The 18,345-nt window shown below is 72.0% G+C and carries 15 protein-coding genes and 2 tRNA genes; 13 read left to right on the forward strand and 4 right to left on the reverse strand.

The window, feature by feature from the left end:
- Window positions 1-2: 2 nt before the first annotated feature.
- The 4 genes from RH864_RS08330 to RH864_RS08345 are packed head-to-tail and all read left to right on the forward strand — an operon-like array spanning window position 3 to window position 4,240.
- Complete coding sequence (locus RH864_RS08330; protein ID WP_310517077.1) at window positions 3-662, forward strand: DUF4129 domain-containing protein; 660 nt, start codon at window positions 3-5, stop codon at window positions 660-662.
- On the forward strand, window positions 659-1,933 hold the full coding sequence (locus RH864_RS08335; RefSeq protein WP_310517078.1) for a DUF4350 domain-containing protein: 1,275 nt from the start codon (window positions 659-661) through the stop codon (window positions 1,931-1,933). Before RH864_RS08330 ends, RH864_RS08335 begins: the two co-directional genes overlap by 4 nt.
- Window positions 1,930-2,901 (forward strand): AAA family ATPase, encoded by a 972-nt coding sequence (locus tag RH864_RS08340; RefSeq protein ID WP_310517079.1) that lies wholly within the window; start codon window positions 1,930-1,932, stop codon window positions 2,899-2,901. Before RH864_RS08335 ends, RH864_RS08340 begins: the two co-directional genes overlap by 4 nt.
- 1 nt (window position 2,902) lies before the next feature.
- Window positions 2,903-4,240 (forward strand): DUF58 domain-containing protein, encoded by a 1,338-nt coding sequence (locus RH864_RS08345; RefSeq protein WP_310517080.1) that lies wholly within the window; start codon window positions 2,903-2,905, stop codon window positions 4,238-4,240.
- A gap of 32 nt (window positions 4,241-4,272) precedes the next feature.
- On the opposite strand, the gene RH864_RS08350 is transcribed toward RH864_RS08345, so the two are convergent.
- The gene (locus tag RH864_RS08350) at window positions 4,273-5,271 is read right to left on the reverse strand and encodes a stage II sporulation protein M (RefSeq protein WP_310517081.1); all 999 of its coding nucleotides are present in this window, start codon (window positions 5,269-5,271) and stop codon (window positions 4,273-4,275) included.
- A gap of 17 nt (window positions 5,272-5,288) precedes the next feature.
- On the opposite strand from RH864_RS08350, the gene RH864_RS08355 reads away from it, so the two are divergent.
- Window positions 5,289-6,119 (forward strand): RDD family protein, encoded by an 831-nt coding sequence (locus RH864_RS08355; protein ID WP_310517082.1) that lies wholly within the window; start codon window positions 5,289-5,291, stop codon window positions 6,117-6,119.
- Window positions 6,120-6,221: 102 nt separating this feature from the next.
- Here RH864_RS08355 and ahcY read toward each other — a convergent pair whose 3' ends face one another.
- The 3 genes from ahcY to RH864_RS08370 all read right to left on the reverse strand — a co-directional run bounded on the left by ahcY (window position 6,222) and on the right by RH864_RS08370 (window position 9,361).
- A complete protein-coding gene (gene ahcY, locus RH864_RS08360; protein ID WP_310517083.1) occupies window positions 6,222-7,700 on the reverse strand; it encodes an adenosylhomocysteinase in 1,479 nt (492 codons plus the stop codon).
- A gap of 121 nt (window positions 7,701-7,821) precedes the next feature.
- Entirely contained in the window at window positions 7,822-9,237 is a 1,416-nt protein-coding gene (tig, locus tag RH864_RS08365; RefSeq protein WP_310517084.1) for a trigger factor, read from the reverse strand.
- 49 nt (window positions 9,238-9,286) lie between these two features.
- Window positions 9,287-9,361, reverse strand: a tRNA-Pro gene (locus RH864_RS08370).
- A gap of 200 nt (window positions 9,362-9,561) precedes the next feature.
- Between RH864_RS08370 and RH864_RS08375 the strand changes: the two genes are divergently transcribed.
- The 8 genes from RH864_RS08375 to RH864_RS08410 form a co-directional block, all read left to right on the forward strand.
- A complete protein-coding gene (locus RH864_RS08375; RefSeq protein ID WP_310517085.1) occupies window positions 9,562-13,413 on the forward strand; it encodes an SCO7613 C-terminal domain-containing membrane protein in 3,852 nt (1,283 codons plus the stop codon).
- Between the two features lie 43 nt (window positions 13,414-13,456).
- Entirely contained in the window at window positions 13,457-14,080 is a 624-nt protein-coding gene (locus tag RH864_RS08380; RefSeq protein WP_310517086.1) for a chorismate mutase, read from the forward strand.
- A 91-nt stretch (window positions 14,081-14,171) separates the two neighbouring features.
- Window positions 14,172-14,242: transfer RNA gene (locus tag RH864_RS08385), tRNA-Gly, on the forward strand.
- A 118-nt stretch (window positions 14,243-14,360) separates the two neighbouring features.
- Window positions 14,361-14,603, forward strand: a complete 243-nt coding sequence (locus tag RH864_RS08390; protein ID WP_310517087.1) for a hypothetical protein — start codon at window positions 14,361-14,363, stop codon at window positions 14,601-14,603.
- Window positions 14,600-15,967, forward strand: coding sequence for a tyrosine-type recombinase/integrase (locus RH864_RS08395; RefSeq protein ID WP_310517088.1), 1,368 nt, complete (start codon window positions 14,600-14,602; stop codon window positions 15,965-15,967). Before RH864_RS08390 ends, RH864_RS08395 begins: the two co-directional genes overlap by 4 nt.
- A 115-nt stretch (window positions 15,968-16,082) precedes the next feature.
- Window positions 16,083-16,853, forward strand: coding sequence for a hypothetical protein (locus RH864_RS08400; protein WP_310517089.1), 771 nt, complete (start codon window positions 16,083-16,085; stop codon window positions 16,851-16,853).
- A 177-nt stretch (window positions 16,854-17,030) separates the two neighbouring features.
- Window positions 17,031-17,234: a helix-turn-helix domain-containing protein gene (locus RH864_RS08405; RefSeq protein WP_310517090.1), complete on the forward strand. Its 204-nt coding sequence runs from the start codon at window positions 17,031-17,033 to the stop codon at window positions 17,232-17,234.
- 537 nt (window positions 17,235-17,771) lie between these two features.
- Window positions 17,772-18,345: helix-turn-helix domain-containing protein (locus tag RH864_RS08410; RefSeq protein ID WP_310517091.1), on the forward strand; the 574-nt coding region annotated here is incomplete at its 3' end.

Raw genomic sequence — 18,345 nt, forward strand, 5'->3', positions numbered from 1 at the left:
CCGTGCACGCCGCTGACGTCCCGGTCATCCCCGACGCGCCCGAGGCGCGCCGGTGGCTGCTCGACGAGTTGTCACGGCCCGAGTACCGCGAGGCCGAGCCGACCGCGTTCGATCTCGCCGCGCAAGCCGTACGCGACTGGCTCCTCGCGCTCCTGAGCGGCAGCGACGGCCTCCCGGGCCCGGTGCTCGCGCTGATCGTGGTGCTCGTGGTCGTCGCACTCGTGATCGTCGGGCTCCTCGTGTTCGGCCTGCCGCGGCGCCGGCGCCGGCGCGCGGCGCTCGTTCCGCTGTTCGACGACGGCGACACCCGCAGCCTCGACGAGCTCAGGCGCGCGGCGCGAGCCGCCGCGGCCGACGGACGGTTCGACGTCGCGATCGAGGAGCGGTTCCGGGCGATCGTGCGGGCCCTCGTCGACCGCGAGCTCGTGAGCGTGCATCCCGGGACCACCGCGCACGGCTTCGCCCGAGCTGCGGCGGCGGCGTTCCCGGCCGGCGGCGGGCGCCTCGAGGCCGCCGCCGGCACGTTCGACGCCGTGCGCTATCTCGGCCGGCCCGGCTCGCTCGACGAGGTGCGTGAGCTCGACGCCCTCGACGACGAGCTGGACGCGACCTCGCCCGCCCCTGCGCACGAGTCGCACGCGACGACGGAGGCGGCATCGTGAGCGCGCCCACGGCCACGCACCAGCGACCGGGTCCGCCGAGCTCCGCACCCGCCCGGACGCCGACGCTCCGCGCGGGCCTGCGCCGCCGGCGGATCTGGATCGTCCTCGCCGTCGTACTCGTCCTCGGCGGCGCCGCGCTCATCGCCGTCCGCGGCTTCGGCGGTGTCGGCAGGCAACCGCTCGGACCGGCCGATCCCTCGCCGGCCGGGGCGAAGGCGGTCGTCGAGGTGCTGCGCGGGCAGGGCGTCGACGTCATCGAGGCGCGCAGCCTCGAACGCGCCCTCGACGCCGCGCCCGGCGCGACCGTGCTCGTCTACGACGACACCGCGCTCCTCGGCGAGGACGCCCTCGACGAGCTCGCCGGAACCGCCGAAGGCCTCGTCGTCGTGGAGCCCGACTTCTCGGCACTCCGAACGCTCGCGCCCGGGGTCCGGCATGCGGGCGCCGCATCCGGACCGATCGACGACGCCGCCTGCGACCTGCCCGTCGCGACCCGGGCGGGCGGGCTCTCCGACCGACAGCGGCTGCTCACGATCGACGACGACGCCGCCGCGCGCGGCTGGACCGGGTGCTTCGGCGACGGTGACGCGTTCGCGCTGGTCTCGGGTTCGACGGAGCAGGGCGCTGAGCTCGCCATCGTCGGCGCCTCCACCGTCTTCGCGAACGGCAGCATCGACGAGTCCGGCAACGCCGCACTGGCGCTCGGCCTCGCCGGCGCCCGGCCGACGCTCGTGTGGTACCTCCCCGGCCCCGCCGACGCCGACTCGGCCGGGCCGTCGCTGGCCGAGCTCACCCCCGGATGGGTGAGCCCGTTCCTCGTGCTCGCGGTGGTCGTGACGATCGCGGCGGGCGTGTGGCGCGGGCGCCGGCTCGGCCGGCTCGTCGTCGAAGACCTCCCGGTCGAGGTACGCGCGGGTGAGACCGACGACGGACGCGCCCGCCTGTACGCGGCAGCCTCGTCGCGGACCCACGCGCTCGATCAGCTCCGCATCGGAGCGATCGGCCGGCTCCGCCGGACGCTCAGACTCCCGAGCTCTGCCACGGCGGCGGAAGTGGCGGGGGCAGCCGCCGCGGCCACCGGCGAGGAGGCCGGCGCGATTCGCCGGCTGCTGCTCGACGCGGAACCGGCCACGGACCGCGCGCTCGTCGATCTCGCAGTCGCGCTCGGCGCGTTCGAGCAGCGCGTCCGCGACGCCATCCGACCGGGCTCCGCCCGCACCGACCGGCCTCGCACCGATCCACCCGACTCCCCGACAGGAAGGCGATCATGACCGAAACGACCCCGACCGACGACGAGCTGCGCGCCGCGCTGCAGCGGGTGCGCGCCGAGGTGGGCAAGGCGGTCGTCGGCCAGGACGGCGCCGTCACCGGGCTGATCATCGCGCTGCTGTCGCACGGCCACGTCCTGCTCGAGGGCGTCCCCGGCGTGGCGAAGACGCTCCTGGTGCGCACCCTCAGTCGCACCCTCAGGCTCGAGACGCGGCGCGTGCAGTTCACACCCGACCTCATGCCGGGTGACGTCACCGGATCGCTCGCCTATGACCCCCGCAGCGGTGACTTCGCGTTCCGTGAGGGCCCGGTGTTCACGAACATCCTGCTCGCCGACGAGATCAACCGCACGCCCCCGAAGACGCAGTCGGCTTTGCTCGAGGCGATGGAGGAACGGCAGGTGTCGGCCGACGGCGTCACCCGCCCCCTCCCCGAGCCGTTCCTCGTGGCGGCCACGCAGAACCCGATCGAGTACGAGGGCACGTATGCGCTGCCCGAGGCGCAGCTCGACCGGTTCCTCCTGAAGCTGCTGCTCGAGGTCCCCGAACGCACCGCCGAGGTGTCGATGCTGCGACGGCACGCCGACGGGTTCGACCCGCACGATCTCGCCGCGGCCGGCGTCGAACCCGTGCTGGGGGCCGGTGAGCTCGCGCGCGCCCGCGCGGCGGCACAGCGGGTGGGCGTGAGCGACGACGTGCTCGGCTATCTCGTCGACCTGGCCAGGTCCACCCGGGTCAGCCCGTCGCTCAGGCTGGGCGTGAGCCCGCGCGGCGTCGCGGGTCTGCTCACGGCGGCGAAGTCGTGGGCCTGGCTCACGAGCTACGAGTCGCTGACGCCCGACCACGTGCAGGCCATGCTGCTACCGGTGTGGCGCCATCGCGTGCAGCTGCGGCCGGAGGCCGAGCTCGAGGGCGTCTCGGTCGACCAGGTGCTGCGCGGGATCGTGCAGCAGGTGCAGGTCCCGCTCTGATATGGCGGTCTCGGCCCGATTCGTGTGGCTCCTCGCGCTGGGCGTCGTCCCGGTGGTGGTCGCCGGGCTCGCCGACGCGTCGGCGGGGTGGCTCGCGCTCGCGGCCTGGCTGTTCATCGCGGCCGGGCTGGGGGCGGTCGACCTCTCGCTCGCGGCATCGCCGCGGGAGGTCGCGTTCGAGCGCGAGCTGCCGGATCGGGTCCGGCTCGGCGAGCCCGTGGAGGCGGTGCTGTTCGTCAGGAACCTCGGGCCACGGATGCTCCGCGCCACCGTCCGCGACGCATGGCAGCCGTCTGCCGGGGTGATCGGAGACGGCCGGGGCCGCCTCAGCATCCCACCGGGCGAACGACGCCGGCTGACGCTCCGTCTCGTGCCATGGCGACGCGGCGACCGGCGGGTCGACGACGTGACGGTCCGGTCGGCCGGACCGCTCGGCCTCTGGTCGCGACAGGCCACGCTCGCGGCGCCCGCGCGGCTGCGCGTGCTGCCGCCGTTCCACTCGCGCGTGCACCTTCCCGCGCGCATCACGCGGCTGCGGGAGCTCGACGGGCGCACACCGCTCCTCGTCCGAGGACAGGGCACCGAGTTCGACTCGATCCGCGAGTACGTGCGCGGCGACGACGTGCGCTCGATCGACTGGCGCGCGACCGCACGGCACCCCGACCCGGAGTCGCCGGGGGCGTCGAAGCTGATGGTGCGGACCTGGCGTCCCGAACGCGACCGGCGCATCGTGATCGTCGCCGACACGTCGCGTACATCGGCCGCGCGCATCGCCGACGAGCCACGGATCGACACCGCGTTCGAGGCCTCGCTGCTGCTCGCGGCCGTCGCGTCCTACGCGGGCGACCGTGTCGACTTCCTCGCCTGGGATCGCCGCGTGCGCGGCCGGGTGCACGGGACCTCGGGCGCGCCGCTGCTGGCCGGAATGGTCGATGCGATGGCCACCATCGACCCCGAGCTCATCGAGGCGGACTGGGCGGCCGTGCCCGCACAGGTCCGCGCGCTCACGAGTCATCGCGCGCTCGTCGTGCTGCTCACTTCGGCCGACTCCCCCGGCAGCGCGCGCGGTCTCCTCGCGGTGCTGCCCCAGCTCACCGCGAACCACACCGTCGTCGTGGCATCCGTGCTCGATCCCGACGCGGTCGCCGCCGCGAGGCGGCGTTCGGATCTCGATGAGGTCTACGGCGCCGCGGCCGCCGAACGCGGCCTGCTCGAGGCCGAGGGCGTCGCGGCCGCGATCCGGCGGCTCGGCGCCGAGGTCGTGAGCGCACCTCCGGCCGAGCTTCCTCCGGCGCTGGCCGACCGCTACCTCGACCTCAAGGCCGCCGGTCGCCTCTGAGCGGGAGACGTCAGCGGTGCGCGGCCCGACGGTCAGCCCGCGACGATGCGCCGCGCGCCGGCCTCGGACTCGGTGAGGTCGCCCGACTCACCCGCGAGACGGGCGCGGCGACCCAGCACGAGCATGTACGCGAGGAAGCCCGCGAGGGCGAGCACGCCGATGCCGATCTTGACCGGCCAGGGCCACGGGGCCGGGGTGACGAACGCCTCGATGATCCCTGAGACGAACAGGAAGAAGGCCAGACCGATCGCGACGCTGAAGAGCGCACGCGCGTCCTCGGCGAGCGCGTCGCTGCGGGTACGGCGACCCGGCGCGACCCACGACCAGAAGATGCGCAAGCCCGCGGCCGCCGCGACGAACACGCACGTGAGCTCGAGGAGGCCGTGCGGCGCGAGGTGCAGGAAGAACGTGTCGACCTCGTCGTACGCGACCATGACGGCACCGGTCGTGCCGAGGTTCATCGCGTTCTGCAGGATCACGTACGGCACCCACACGCCCGTGATGCCGAACGCGATGCATTGCGCGGCGATCCACGCGTTGTTGGTCCAGACGGAGCCCGCGAACGACGCAGCAGGGTTCTCGGAGTAGTACGCCACGAACCCCTCGTCGGCGAGCTGCTGCAGCTCGGCCTCGGTGCCCACGTTCGCCAGCGCCCGCGGGTCGGCGGCGAGCCACCAGGCCACGAGCGCCGACACGGCGAACGTGACCACCGTCACGGCGAGCGTCAGCCAGCGGACGCGGTACAGCGCAGCCGGCAGCGACGACACGACGAAATGCGTGAACTGGCCGAGCGGATTGCGCGGGGCTCCCGTGAACCGCAGCCTCGCCTTCGCGAGCGTGATCGAGAGCCGGTCGCCGAGCGCGGTCGAACCGGCGGTCGTCTGCATGAGCGAGAGATCGGATGCCCCGGCCTGATACCGCTCGATGAGCTCGTCGGCCTCGGGACCCGACAGGCGCCCGGATGCGCGCGCAAGCGCGTCGAGTCGCTGCCAGTCGTCGTGGCGGGCGGTGGCGAGGGCGTCGAGGTCCATCTGCTTGAATACTAGCCATGTCCGCTGACCGGCCCGTCACCCGCTCCGCCGACGACCCGCTGATCACCGGCGAGGCGGTCGCGCTCGACGTCCGACCGGCGAGCGCGGTGATCCGTGCGGGCGGCACCGCCATCGACGTGATCGTGAGCCTCCTGCTGCTGCTCGGGATCGCGCTCGCGCTCGCCGGACTTCAGGTCGACGAGGCCGCGACGCGCGCGATCCTGATCACGAGCACGGTCACGGTGCTCGTCATCGTGCCCACCGCGGTCGAGACCGCGACTCACGGCCGCTCGCTCGGCAAGCTCGTGATGGGCCTGCGCGTCGTCCGTGACGACGGCGGCGCGATCGGATTCCGGCACGCGTTCGTCCGCGCCCTGACGGGCGTCCTCGAGATATATCTCACGTTCGGCGGGCTCGCGGTGCTCGTGGGCTTCCTGAACCCGTCGTCGAAGCGCCTCGGCGACATCCTCGCGGGCACGCACGCGCAGATCGAGCGCGCGCCCAAGGTGCACACCCAGACGTTCGGGGTGCCCGCCGAGCTGACCGCGTGGGCGTCGACGGCCGACATCGGGCGGCTCCCCGACCCGCTGGCGCGTCGCGTCGCGGCGTTCTTCGCCAACGCGGCACACCTCATGCCCGCGAGCCGGCTTCGCGTCGCGGCATCCCTCGCCGACGAGGTCGCGCCCTACGTCGAGCCGCGCCCCGAGGCGCCGCCCGAACGCTTCCTGGCGGCGGTCGTGGCAATCCGTCGTGAGCGCGACCTCACCGCGCTACGACGTGAGGCCGACCGTCTCGCGGCCCTCGCGCCCGTGCTCGACCCGCGTCCGGCCGACTTCCCGCGCCGCTGACGACGGGTCTCGATACGCTCGCTGGCGCTCGCTACTCGACCAACGGGCCTCGTTGGTCGAGGAGCGCGCGAGGAACGAGCACGCGTATCGAGACCCGGCCGCTCAGTAGCGGTAGTGGTCGACCTTGTACGGCCCCTCGACGGGCACGCCGATGTACGCGGCCTGATCGGGCGTGAGCTCGGTCAGCTCGACGCCGAGCGCGTCGAGGTGCAGGCGCGCGACCTTCTCGTCGAGGTGCTTCGGCAGCACGTACACACCGACCGGGTACGCCTCGGGACGCGTCCAGAGCTCGATCTGCGCGAGGACCTGGTTGGTGAACGAGTTCGACATCACGAACGACGGATGCCCCGTAGCGTTGCCGAGGTTCATCAGCCGCCCCTCGGAGAGCACGAGGATGCTGCGCCCGGTCGGCAGCCGCCACTCGTGGACCTGCGGCTTGATCTCGACGCGCACGGCGCCCTCGAGCGACTCGAGACCCGCCATGTCGATCTCGTTGTCGAAGTGCCCGACGTTCGCGACGATCGCGAGGTGCTTGAGGCCGAGCAGGTGCTCGAGCCGCACCACGTCCTTGTTGCCCGTGCCGGTCACGAGGATGTCGATCTCGCCGATCACCGACTCGAGACGCGAGACCTGGTAGCCGTCCATGGCCGCCTGGAGCGCGTTGATCGGGTCGATCTCGGAGACGATGACGCGTGTGCCCTGGCCGCGGAGCGCCTCGGCCGCGCCCTTGCCGACGTCGCCGTAGCCGGCGACGAACGCGACCTTGCCGCCCATGAGCACATCGGTGGCGCGGTTCAGGCCGTCGGGCAGCGAGTGCCGGATGCCGTACTTGTTGTCGAACTTCGACTTGGTGACCGAGTCGTTGACATTGATCGCCGGGAAGCGCAGGCCGCCCTCGGCGTGCAGCTCGTAGAGCCGGTGCACGCCGGTCGTGGTCTCCTCGGTGACCCCGCGGATCTCGGCCGCGATGCGGGTCCAGCGGTCGGGCGAGACCGCGAGCGACGCGCGAAGCGTGTCGAGGATGACGCGGTACTCGTGGCTCGCGTTCTCCTCGGCCTTGGGTACCTCGCCGGCCGCCTCGAACCGCTCCCCCTCGTGCACGAGCAGCGTCGCGTCGCCACCGTCGTCGAGGATCATGTTCGGGCCGACCCAGTCCGCCCCGGCCTCGGCGGCCTCAGCCGTCCAGTCGAAGATGCGGTCGGTGCACCACCAGTACTCTTCGAGCGACTCGCCCTTCCACGCGAACACCGGGACGCCCTTCGGGTCGTCGGCGGTGCCCTCGGGCCCGACGACGATCGCGGCGGCGGCCTCGTCCTGCGTCGAGAAGATGTTGCAGCTCGCCCAGCGCACCTGCGCGCCGAGCGCCACGAGCGTCTCGATGAGCACCGCGGTCTGCACGGTCATGTGCAGGCTGCCGGCGATGCGGGCGCCCGCGAGCGGCTTCGACGCGCCGAACTCGGCGCGGAGCGCCATGAGGCCGGGCATTTCGTTCTCGGCGAGTCGGAGCTGGTGGCGGCCGGCTTCGGCGAGCGTGAGGTCGGCCACCTTGTACGGCAGCGCGGAGGTCGCGGTGAGGGTCATGGGTTCCATTCTCGCAGGCGGATGGTGCTCGGAAGTCCGGTGTCATCCGATCTTTCGCGTCGACGACGAACGGGGCCGGGGCGCATCGCGCCCCGGCCCCGTTCGGCCAGGCTCTGCCGGATTACTCCGAGTCGGCCTTCTTCTTGGTCGAGCGCTTCTTCGGGGCGGGCTTCTCGGCGGCCTCTTCGGCCGCCTCGGCCTCCTCGACGATCTCCTCGGCCTCTTCGACGACCTCGGCCTCAGCCTCGGCCTCTTCGTCGGCCACGGCCGTGAACTCGCTGAGGTCGACCGCGTTGCCCGAGGCATCCGTCACCTTGGCCTTGCCGAGCGCGATCGCGAGCGCCTTGTTGCGCGCGACCTCGCCGACCATCGCGGGGATCTGGCCCTGCTGGCTCAGGATCTGCACGAACTCGTTCGGGTCCATGCCGTACTGCGCGGCACCCTGCACGAGGTACTGGGTGAGCTCCTCCTGGCCGACCTTGACGTTCTCGGTCTCGGCGATCTTGTCGAGGATGATCTGCGTCTTGAACGCCTTCGTGCTCGACTCGGTGACCTCGGCGCGGTGCTCGTCGTCCTCGAGACGGTTCTCGGACTCGAGGTGACGGTGCACCTCGTCCTCGATGACGCTGTCGGCGACGGGGACGTCGACGAGCTCGAGGAGCTTCTCGACGAACGCGTCGCGCGCCTGCGTGCCCTGGCCGAAGCTCTTGTTACGCGCGACCTGCTCCTTGAGCGAGTCGGTGAGCTCGCCGATGGTGTCGAACTCGCTCGCGATCTGCGCGAAGTCGTCGTCGGCCTCGGGGAGCTCGCGCTCCTTCACGGCGGTGACCGTCACGGTGATCTCGGCGGTCTCGCCCTCGTGCTCGCCACCGAGCAGCTTCGAGTTGAACGTCGTGGTCTCACCGGCGGTGAGCGAGTCGAGCGCCTCGTCGATGCCCTCGAGCAGCTCGCCCGAGCCGACCTCGTAGGAGATGCCGTTGGCCGTGTCGACCTCGGCGCCCTCGATCGTCGCGACCAGGTCGAGCGTGACGAAGTCACCCGACGCCGCCGGGCGGTCGACGGTGATGAGCGTGCCGAACCGGCTGCGGAGCCGCTCGAGCTCCTCGTTGACCTCGTCGTCCTTGATCTCGACGTCGTCGACCGTGACCTCGAGGCCCTCGTAGGCGGGCAGCTCGATCTCGGGGCGCACGTCGACCTCGATGGCGAGGAGCAGGTCGCCCGAGAAGTCCTTCTCGTTCGGCCACTCGACGATGTCGGCCGACGGGCGGCCGAGCGGTCGCAGCTCGTGCTCGGCGACCGCGGCGCGGAAGAAGCCGTCGAGGCCCTCGTTGACCGCGTGCTCGAGCACGGCGGCCTTGCCGACCCGCTGGTCGATGATGGGCGGCGGAACCTTGCCCTTGCGGAAGCCCGGAACGTTGATCTGCTCGGCGATGTGCTCGTACGCGTGCGTGATGCTGGGCTTCAGCTCCTCAGGCGTCACCGTGATGGTGAGCTTGGCGCGCGTGGGGCTCAGCTTCTCAACCGAAGTGGTCGGCATGGGGAAGTTTCTCCTGATTGTTGGAAGTTCGTGTCGAGCCGGCGACTCGTCGGGGCGACAGGATTTGAACCTGCGACCTCCCGCTCCCAAAGCGGGCGCTCTAGCCAAGCTGAGCTACGCCCCGAGTCGCTACTCAACTCGTCGGGTCGCCCGCACGGCATGCCGGAGCAGACCGGGACGCGGGTGAACCCGGGAAAGTCTACTGCACGCGGGCCCGGCACTGCGGCGTCCGACGGTTCCTCCACAGGCCGCGACCGCGATGAAACGGATGACCCGCCAGAGGATCGTTCGATCCGCACCGCCGCGCACTGGCACGATGACGGCATGACCCACACGCCTGAGCGCTCGGCGCGCCCCGCCGGGCTGCGACGCTGGCCGGCCGACCCGGCGCTGCTCGCCGACACGTCGAGATGCCCCGGATGCCTCACCCCGCTCGCGGCGGCGGTCTGCACGGCCTGCGGCCTCGACCTCTCGGCCCCGCGGGCGGCCGAGGTGCTGGCGAGCGGACAGCGCATCGTGGCAGAAGAGCGGCGGCGCCAGGGACTGCTCGATGCGATGTTCGCCGCGCAGGCGGCGCGCGAGGCCTCGCCGATGATCGCGGTGGTGCCGCCGGTCGTCGCGGTGATCCCGGCGGAGATCGAGGTGCCGGCCACGGGTTCGCCGACCGCGGCTGTACCGCCCGCGGCTGCGGCGGCGGCATCCGACCCGCGGGTGGCGCTCGCGCCGCCGCCCGGCCTGCCGGTGACACCGCCGATCATGTCGCCGGTTGCGCCGCCGCATGGACAGCCGCAGGCTCCGCCGTCGGTGCCCGGTCAGGGTCCCAGCCAAGGGTCGCCTGCGGCGGCCGAGGTCGCCGGACGGCCGAAGCGGTCGGGCATGCAGGTGTTCCTGCTCACGCTCGGCGTGGTCCTGATCTCAGTGACCGCGATCGTCTTCCTGTTCGTGGCGTATCTCATCGCGAGCCTCGAGGTCCGCTCGGTCATCATCGCGCTCGCGAGTGTGCTCGTGCTCGGCGTCGCCGCACTGCTGCGACGGCGCAGGCTGCCGGGCACGGCCGAGGGCGTCGCGGTCGTCGCCGTCGTCCTGATGTTGCTCGACGTCTGGATCGTGCGGGCCAACGACCTGTTCGGCACGGGCGCGGCGAAGCCGACCGCCTACGCCGGCGTGGCGCTCCTCGTGCTCGCCGCGGCGCTCGGGGCGCTGCGCGCCGCCACGAGCATCCGCACGCTCGGCATCTCCGCCGCGGTGCTCGCGCCGGTGGCGTTGTTCCTCCTCGGCGTGGCGGCAGCGCCGACCGGAGAGCCGGCGACCGCGGCCTGGCTCGGGGGCCTCTTCGCCGGGATCGCGGCGGTCGGCGCAGCCGTGGTGCGGGTGCCCGGTGTGGAGCGGCACCTCGCGCTCGCGCTCGGCGTGGCCGGCGGCGGCATCGCCTGGTGTACGGCGGCGTTCGCGCTGCCCGAGCTGGCGTGGCATCCGCTCGTCACGTTCGGAGCGGTCGCCGTGCTCTGGAGCGCCGTCCTCGCGGCGCTCGCAACCCGTGGCCGCGAGCTCGGCGTCGCGTGGCAGTGGGTTGCTGCCGTCATGGTCGGCTCCGCGCTCGCGGCCGGACCGACCGTCGCGATCGTCGTCGAGCTCGACACGATGCCGGCGGCCTGGCTCGCGCCGATGATCGCCTCCGCGATCGCCGTCGTCCTCGTGGTCGCGTTCAGACTCACGACGTCGATCTCGCGGCGCGCCAGCTTGGGCGCGTTCGTGGGCGCATCCGTGATCGCCGTGGTCGCGGCACTCCCAGGCATGAGTGCCGGCGTCCTGGTGATCGGTCGAGTGCTGCTCGGCGTACGCGGGAATTGGCTCGGCGGCCAGGAGGCATGGTTCGAGCTGCCGGGTGAGCTCACCACGTCGGCCGTGATCGTGCCGCTGATGCTCGCCGTCGCGAGCGGGCTCAGCGCCGGCATGACCGGTCGCTTGCGCACGATCGGTGTGGTCCCTGTCAGCTTCGTCGGGTTCGGACTCCTCGTCGCTGCTGCGGCGCTCGACGACCTGCGATGGACCGCTGCCGCGCTACTGGCCATTGCGGGCTCCGGCCTCGCGATCGGCAGCGTGGTCCGGCGAATCCCGATCCGAGGACTCCTCCCCGTCGTCGCGGTGTTCGGTCCGCTCGCAGCTGCGATCGCCTGGGTGTCCGGATACAGCTCGACCGAAGTGTGGGCCTGGTCGACGGCCGGCGCCCTGGTGCTGACCTTCGCCGGATGGGTGCTCGCTCCCCGGATCTGGCGATCGCGCGCGAGCTCGGCCGCGACCGTGCACGCGCTCCTCGTCGCGCTGCAGCTCGTCGTACTCGGCCTGGCCATCGCGCCCTGGCTCTCGGCGGTCGGGGTCCCGCTGACCGCGGACTGGGCCGCGCCGACGGTGTGGGCCGCACTGATCACCGCGGCGCTGTTCGGTGCGGCAGCGGCAGTTCGGCTCCCCCAGTCGACCTGGCTCGCGCTGACCGCGCCGCTGCTCGCGGCGTCTACGATCGCGGTCGCGTCGCTCTTCCTCACCGGGGAGTCGGTGTTCCGCTGGCTGTGCGCGCTCGTCCTCGCGATCGCGGGCGCCGCGTGGACTTGGCGGGGCCGGTTGATCGTGATCGCGCCAGCGTCCGCCGCGATCGCACCGGTCATGGTCGGTGTCGCGGCCGCCTGGGTCACCGGCGATGCGTTCGGCGCGGGAGATCAGGCGGATGCCGCGGCAGCGGCCGCACTGCTCGTCGCCGCCGCGCTCGCGCACGTGGTGACCCGGCGGGGTGACAGGCTCGACCGCGCCGTGCGCGTCGCGTGGGTCGCGGGCACCGGGGCACTCTCGGTGATCGTCGCCGGCTCGGCCGTGCTGGCCGGCGATTGGCTTCCGCTCGCGCTGCTCGTGCCCGTCCCGGTCGTGCTCGCGGCGTTGTGGGGCGAACCGTTCGCCTCGACGTCGGCGGCGCGGCACCTCGCCTGGGCCTCGCCCGTGCTCGCCGTCGTCTCATGGTGGATCTGGCTCGTCGGCGAAGACGCCACGCTCGTCGAGCTGTTCACGCTTCCGGTGGCGGCGCTCTGCATCCTGCTCGGCGCGCTGATCGCCGTGCGCCGACCGCTCGACGCAAGCCGGTCGGGGCGCCTCACGCTCATCGCGACCGGTCTCGGCATCGCGGTCGTTCCGAGCGTCGCGGCCGCCGGCGACTCGGCCGCGCGCGCCTTGGTGCTCCTCTCGGCGGGCGCCGTCGTCCTGCTCTCGACCGCGTTCGCGCCGCACACGCTCCGAGGCATCCCGATCGGGGTGCTCGGGGTGAGCTCGGGAGCCGTGGCCGCGGTCGGCGGCGCGGCCGTCCATTCCGGCACGATCGCGGTCGAGTCCGGAAGCCTCACCGCCGAATGGTGGTCGCTCGCGGCGTTCGTCGTCGGGGTCGTCGCGTCGGTGTGGTGGGCGCGCGCAGGCCGCACTCCGGCCCGGATCGCGGACTGGCTCTACTCGGCGACGATCGCCGCGGCAACCCTGCCGACGATCCTGGCGATCGTCGCCGCGGTCCCGTCCGGGTTCGCGGCGATCGGCGGCGGTCTGCACGCCGAGATCAGAGCCGTGGTCCTGCTGCCGCTGCTGGCCGTCCTGCACGTGCTCGCGGCGAGCAACGCGCTGCGGCCGCTGGCCGGTCCGATCCCTCGTTGGACGACACTCGCCCTCCTCCTCGTCGCCGCGATCGCGGGCCTGGCCGCGCGCGTCGAACCGTTCGATCTCATGACCGCGTCGGTCGGTCTCGCGCTCATCGGCGCCGGCGTGTGCGACCTGCGGCGGCGACGTTCGCTCGGCAGCTGGCCCGCGCTCGGTCCGGGGCTTGCCGTGCTGCTCGTCCCGCCGCTGCTCGCCGACCTGTTCGACCCGCAGCTCTGGCGCCTCGTCGTACTCGGCGTCGGGGCCCTCGCGACCCTGCTCGCCGGCATCCGCTCGCGCCTGCAAGCACCGTTCGTCCTCGGCGGGGTCGTGCTGCTCGTGCACGCGGTCGCGCAGCTCTGGCCGTGGCTCACGTGGCTCTACGAGGCGGTCTGGTGGTGGATCTGGCTCGGCATCGCGGGCGTGCTCCTGGTCGTGATCGCGGCCACCTATGAGCGCCAACTGCGCACGGCTCGAGCAGCCGTGACCCGGCTCGCCGCGCTCCGCTGAGCTCGTTTCGGCCAAATCGGACGCATTCTGGTATACTAGCCTGATGCAACGGACTCCTGCCCTGGAACGTCGTCGTCGCACGCTGCTCGCCGTGCTCGCCGGGTGCCTCTGCATCGCAGCCCTCAGCTCGTGCGCTTCGCCACCAGACGGCGCCTCGGCGCCGACGACCGCACCGTCACCGCTCGAGACCCTCGTCAACCTCGCCGCCGAACGCCTCGGCAGCGCCGAGGACGCGGCGGCGTCGAAGTGGGGCACCGAGACCCGCATCGACGATCCCGCACGCGAACAGCAGGTCCTCGACAACGTACGAGTCCTCGCGGGCCAGCACGAGCTCTCCCCCGAGCTCGCCGAGCAGATCTTCTTCGACCAGATCCAGGCGACCGAGTCCATCCAGTACACACGATTCTCGGAATGGGTACTCGACCCGACGGCGGCGCCCGTCGAACGACCGGACCTGACCGGCGTCCGCTCGACGATCGACCGGCTCACCGAGGCCATGGTCCTCGAGCTGAGCGCGAACCAGCCGGTACTCCTGAGCGACGGATGCGGCGACGCCCGCGACCGTGCCGTGCGCTCGGTCGCGCGATCCCACCAGCTCGACGCCCTCTACGAACGCGCACTCGAACGGGCGACGAAGTCGTACTGCGTCGACGCGGCGACCCCCTGATCGACGCCGATCGCAACCAGGCTGGGCCGCCGTCGCGAACCAGCCGCGCACGTGCACTACTATGGTGCGAGTGCCCGGAGACGGGCACATCGGGGATGTAGCTCAATGGTAGAGCCTCAGTCTTCCAAACTGATTACGCGGGTTCGATTCCCGTCATCCCCTCTAAGCCGAAAGGCCTGGTAGATCGCGAGATCTATCGGGCCGCTCGGCTCAGTTAGAAGGCGAGTTAAGCCCCCTTCGTGGACTCCCGTGGACTCACGGGCTGAAAACAGGGGCTCAGATGACCGCCGACAACACCCGAATTCTCGCCCTCGCCGACGCCTACGCGCGCACCGCCGCCGAACGCGAAACGGCCAGCCGCGAACTCGTTGCGTGGGCTTTCGCCGACGCACACACCGAGTTCGTCACGGCACGCGCCGACCTCGACGCCGCGCTCGGCATCCCCGCCGACGCGCTGCCGCCGCTCGCCGACGCCACGACCGCGCTGGCCGAGGCGCTGCACGCCCGCGAGGTGACCGCGTGACCGGCCGCAAGGCACCCGCCGGCCGCAAGGCACCCGGCGCATGGGGCACCGTCGAGCAACTCCCGAGCGGGCGCTACCGTGCGTCGTACCGGAAGGACGGGCAGAAGTTCGCCGCCCCGGCCACGTTCGCGAGCAAGGATGACGCGAACGCCTGGCTTGCCGGCGAGCGCGCCGACCGGGCGCGTGGCGTCTGGGCCGACCCGAGGCAAGGCCGGGTCACCCTCGCCGACTACGCCGCGACCTGGATGGACTCGCGACCCGACCTCAGCGCGCGTACCCGCGACACCTACCAACGCGCGCTCACTCGTTGGGTGCTGCCGGCGGTTGGCAACCCGCGCCCCATCGAACTGGGCGCCCTCGACCTCGCCGACATCACGCAGAGTGTCGTACGCGCCTGGTATGCCGCGCTCTACGCTGCCGAGCGCGACGCCGCACAGGCACGCCTCGACCGCGACGCCGAACGTCGCGAGCACCCGGCCCGAGCCTGGGCGCGCGCCCGAGGCCTCGAAGTCGCCGTAACGGGGCGCCTCTCTCCCGCAATCGCGAAGGCATGGCGCGCCGCCGGCGAGCCCCGGCCGCACGTCCCGACACCCGAGGGACGGCTGACGCCCGACGACTCGGCGCGTAACGCAACCGCGCACGCCTACCGACTGCTGCGGGCAATGCTGAGCACAGCCGCGAAGGAAGGCGCCATCACCCACAACCCATGCCAGATTCCATCCGCCGGCGTCGTCCACCCGCGCGAACGCGGCACCGCCACACCCGCCGAGGTTGCTTCCCTTGCCGCCGCCATGCCCCGCGAGTACGCGGCAGCCGTCACCTTCGCGGCATGGTCGGGGCTGCGCTATGGCGAACTGTTCGCCCTCGCGCGACGACATGTTGACCTTGACGCCGGAACCGTCCGCGTTGAGCGGGCGCTCGTCTGCCTTCCCGGCCGGCCCATCACGTTCGGCAAGACCAAGACCACCAAGAGCCGGCGCACTGTGCACCTACCCGCGTTCGTACTGGAACGGCTGCGCGATCACCTCTCCGAGCACACCCCCAAGCATCCGGATGCCCTCGTGTTCGCCATGCCAGATGGAACGCCGGTCACGAGCGCCCGCCTGTCGTTCCTGTTCCGCCGCGCCCGGCAAACCATCGGCCGCGATGATCTGACCTGGCACGACCTGCGCCACACCGGTGCCACGCTCGCCTACCGGGCCGGCGCCAGCGTCCCCGAAGTCCAGGCCCGGCTCGGCCACGCCACCATGCGCGCCGCCATGATCTACGCGCACGCCGCCGACGACTCAGACCGAGTGCTCGCCGACCGCCTCGACGCGATGTACGCCGGCACCACGGCGCCGCCGCGCCTGCGCGTCGTCTGAGCGCATCCAGCTTCTTGAGGTTCTAAATTTTGGAACTCGTACCATTGGCGACCGTTGATAACTTACTGAGCCCCTAGCGTTCCTTGAGTTCCACCGTTTTACTCGAAAGCTGGACATGACCACCGAGCCGACCGTTTCCGCCGCGCGCGAGCTACTGAGCGCGCGCGGCCCGCTGCATCGGCTCGACCTGCTCACCCTCGCCCGGCTGCGCTTTGACCTGATCGACGCTGCAACGCCAGACCCGGCAGCCCTGGCACTGCTGGGCGACCCCAGCCCGTTCCACGACCTCGCCGCGCTCGAATCGGCCGCGACCGCCGACCCTGCTGCCGCGCTCGCCCTCCGCATGCTCGACGCACTCAAGCCGAGCCTGCGGAGTCTCACCGACCGCCTTACACTCGCCTCCGCCGATTACAGCCAAACGCTCTTCCAGGCGCTCTCGCACGAACTGGATGGCGACCCCGACAACGAGCCCGCGACCGCCTGTGAACAGATCGAAGAAGCCGAGCGCGAACTCAGCTACCTCCAGCTCGTGAACGCGCCCGCCAAGATGATCGAGGCAGCCCGAACGCGCCTCGCCGCTGCTGCCGCACCTGAACCCGAACCCGAACCCGACCAGATAACACCCCCGGATGATGAGGCGCTCGTGCGCGACCATCATCGTCTCTCGACGGCATCCGTGCTGGCCGGGATACTCGCCCTGATCGCGCTGCTGATCCTGCTGGCCTCCGTTGCCACCCGCGGCGCGCTTCGCCCACAGCGAACAATCGAACCCGCCCTACGGATCGGAGCCCAGTCGATCCGCCGTGCTCGCCTGCTCCTATCGGCCCCCGGCGCCCCGTCGCGCTCGTTGGCCGCTGCGCCCCGAGCTGTGGCACCCCGCCACTGACGACGAGCCGACCACCGAGCCGCACATCACGACGCCGCCCGACCTGGGCAGCGCCAAACGCTCGCAACCAACCCGACGCCCCATCCGGCCAGCCCGGTAGCGTCCGCTCGACCTGTCGCGTAGCCGCCAACCACCCTCGACCCACCCTGATGGAACGTCGGTGAAAGCGAAGCCACCATGGCTACAACACCCGCACGCCGCGGAACCCTGCTCAACATCGAAGAGGTCGCCGAGTACCTCAACACCACCGTTCGCAATGTGCGCCGCATCACCCAGGCGCGCGCGGTGCCCACCGTCATCATCGGTCGCCGCGTCATGGTGTGGACCCACGACCTCGACACATACATTGAGGCGAACACCCGCCCGGCGGTGACCCGATGACCGCCCCCGACCGGCGTTCGGCCTGGCCGGTTCACTGCACGCCCTCCACGAGCCGACATGTCTACGACCTCGAATCAGGCTGGTGCATCAAGTGCGGACGTGTGCGCGACGACGGCCAACGCGCCGGCATCGCCGGCAGCGGGCGCTTCGCCCCAGCGCCCCAGCCGCTCGCCGGACTCCAGGTTGAGGGCGGCAGCCGGTGACCGCCGCCCCGTCCGCCCCGGAACTGCTGGCAGAACTGCGCGACCGCCTCGCCACCCTGCCCGGCCCCGCTGGGCGTGTGCCCTCCAGCGCTGTGCAGCTCGTGTACGTCGCGCTCCGCCGCTTCCCCGAGCACGTCGCCCGCCACCCTGGCAGCCGCGGATTCAGAGCGGCACTCGGCAGCGTCACTGAGCGCGCCCCACTGCCGTGCAGGCTCAGCCGGAAGGAGATCGACAGCGCAATCGGTTGGCTCGGTTCACGAGGCCTGCTGCCGGGCCACGTCGTGTGGCATGGCCCGGCCCGATCGCCCTTGCCGCGAGGCCGCGAGGCGGACGGATGAGCGCCGCCGATACGCTCACAGACTGGGCGCTCGCCGTCCCGCTGCCGTCCGGCTCAAAGGCCATCGGGCGGGCAGCCGTCCGGCTCGTGCTGGTCGCCCTCGCCCAGCATGCCGACGCTGACGGGATCGCCTACCCGGCCGCCGAAACGCTCGCTGACGCTATCGAGGGCATGGCACGGCGGGACGTGCGGAACGCGCTCCACGTGCTCGAATCGGAGGGACTCATCGAGCCTGCCGCATCGCGCAAGCGGAACCGTTCTATCCGCTGGCGTCTGCTCACCGAAGCCCGCGACAACTCGGGCCGGCACCTGACGGCCTGGGCGCTCGCCGTCCCGCTGCCGTCCGGCTCAAGGGCCATCGGGCGGGCAGCCGTCCGGCTCGTGCTGGTCGCCCTCGCCCAGCATGCCGACGCTGACGGGATCGCCGGCCCCTCCGCTGCTGTCCTGGCCGACTGCATCGACGGCATGAGCACCCGCGATGCCCGAAACGCGCTGACAGCGCTCGACGCGGCCGACATCATCGAACCCGAGGAACTGGCGCGACCGGGACGCGCGACGCGCTGGCGCATCC

It is taken from the genome of Agromyces aerolatus, assembly GCF_031432255.1.
Taxonomy (GTDB): domain Bacteria; phylum Actinomycetota; class Actinomycetes; order Actinomycetales; family Microbacteriaceae; genus Agromyces.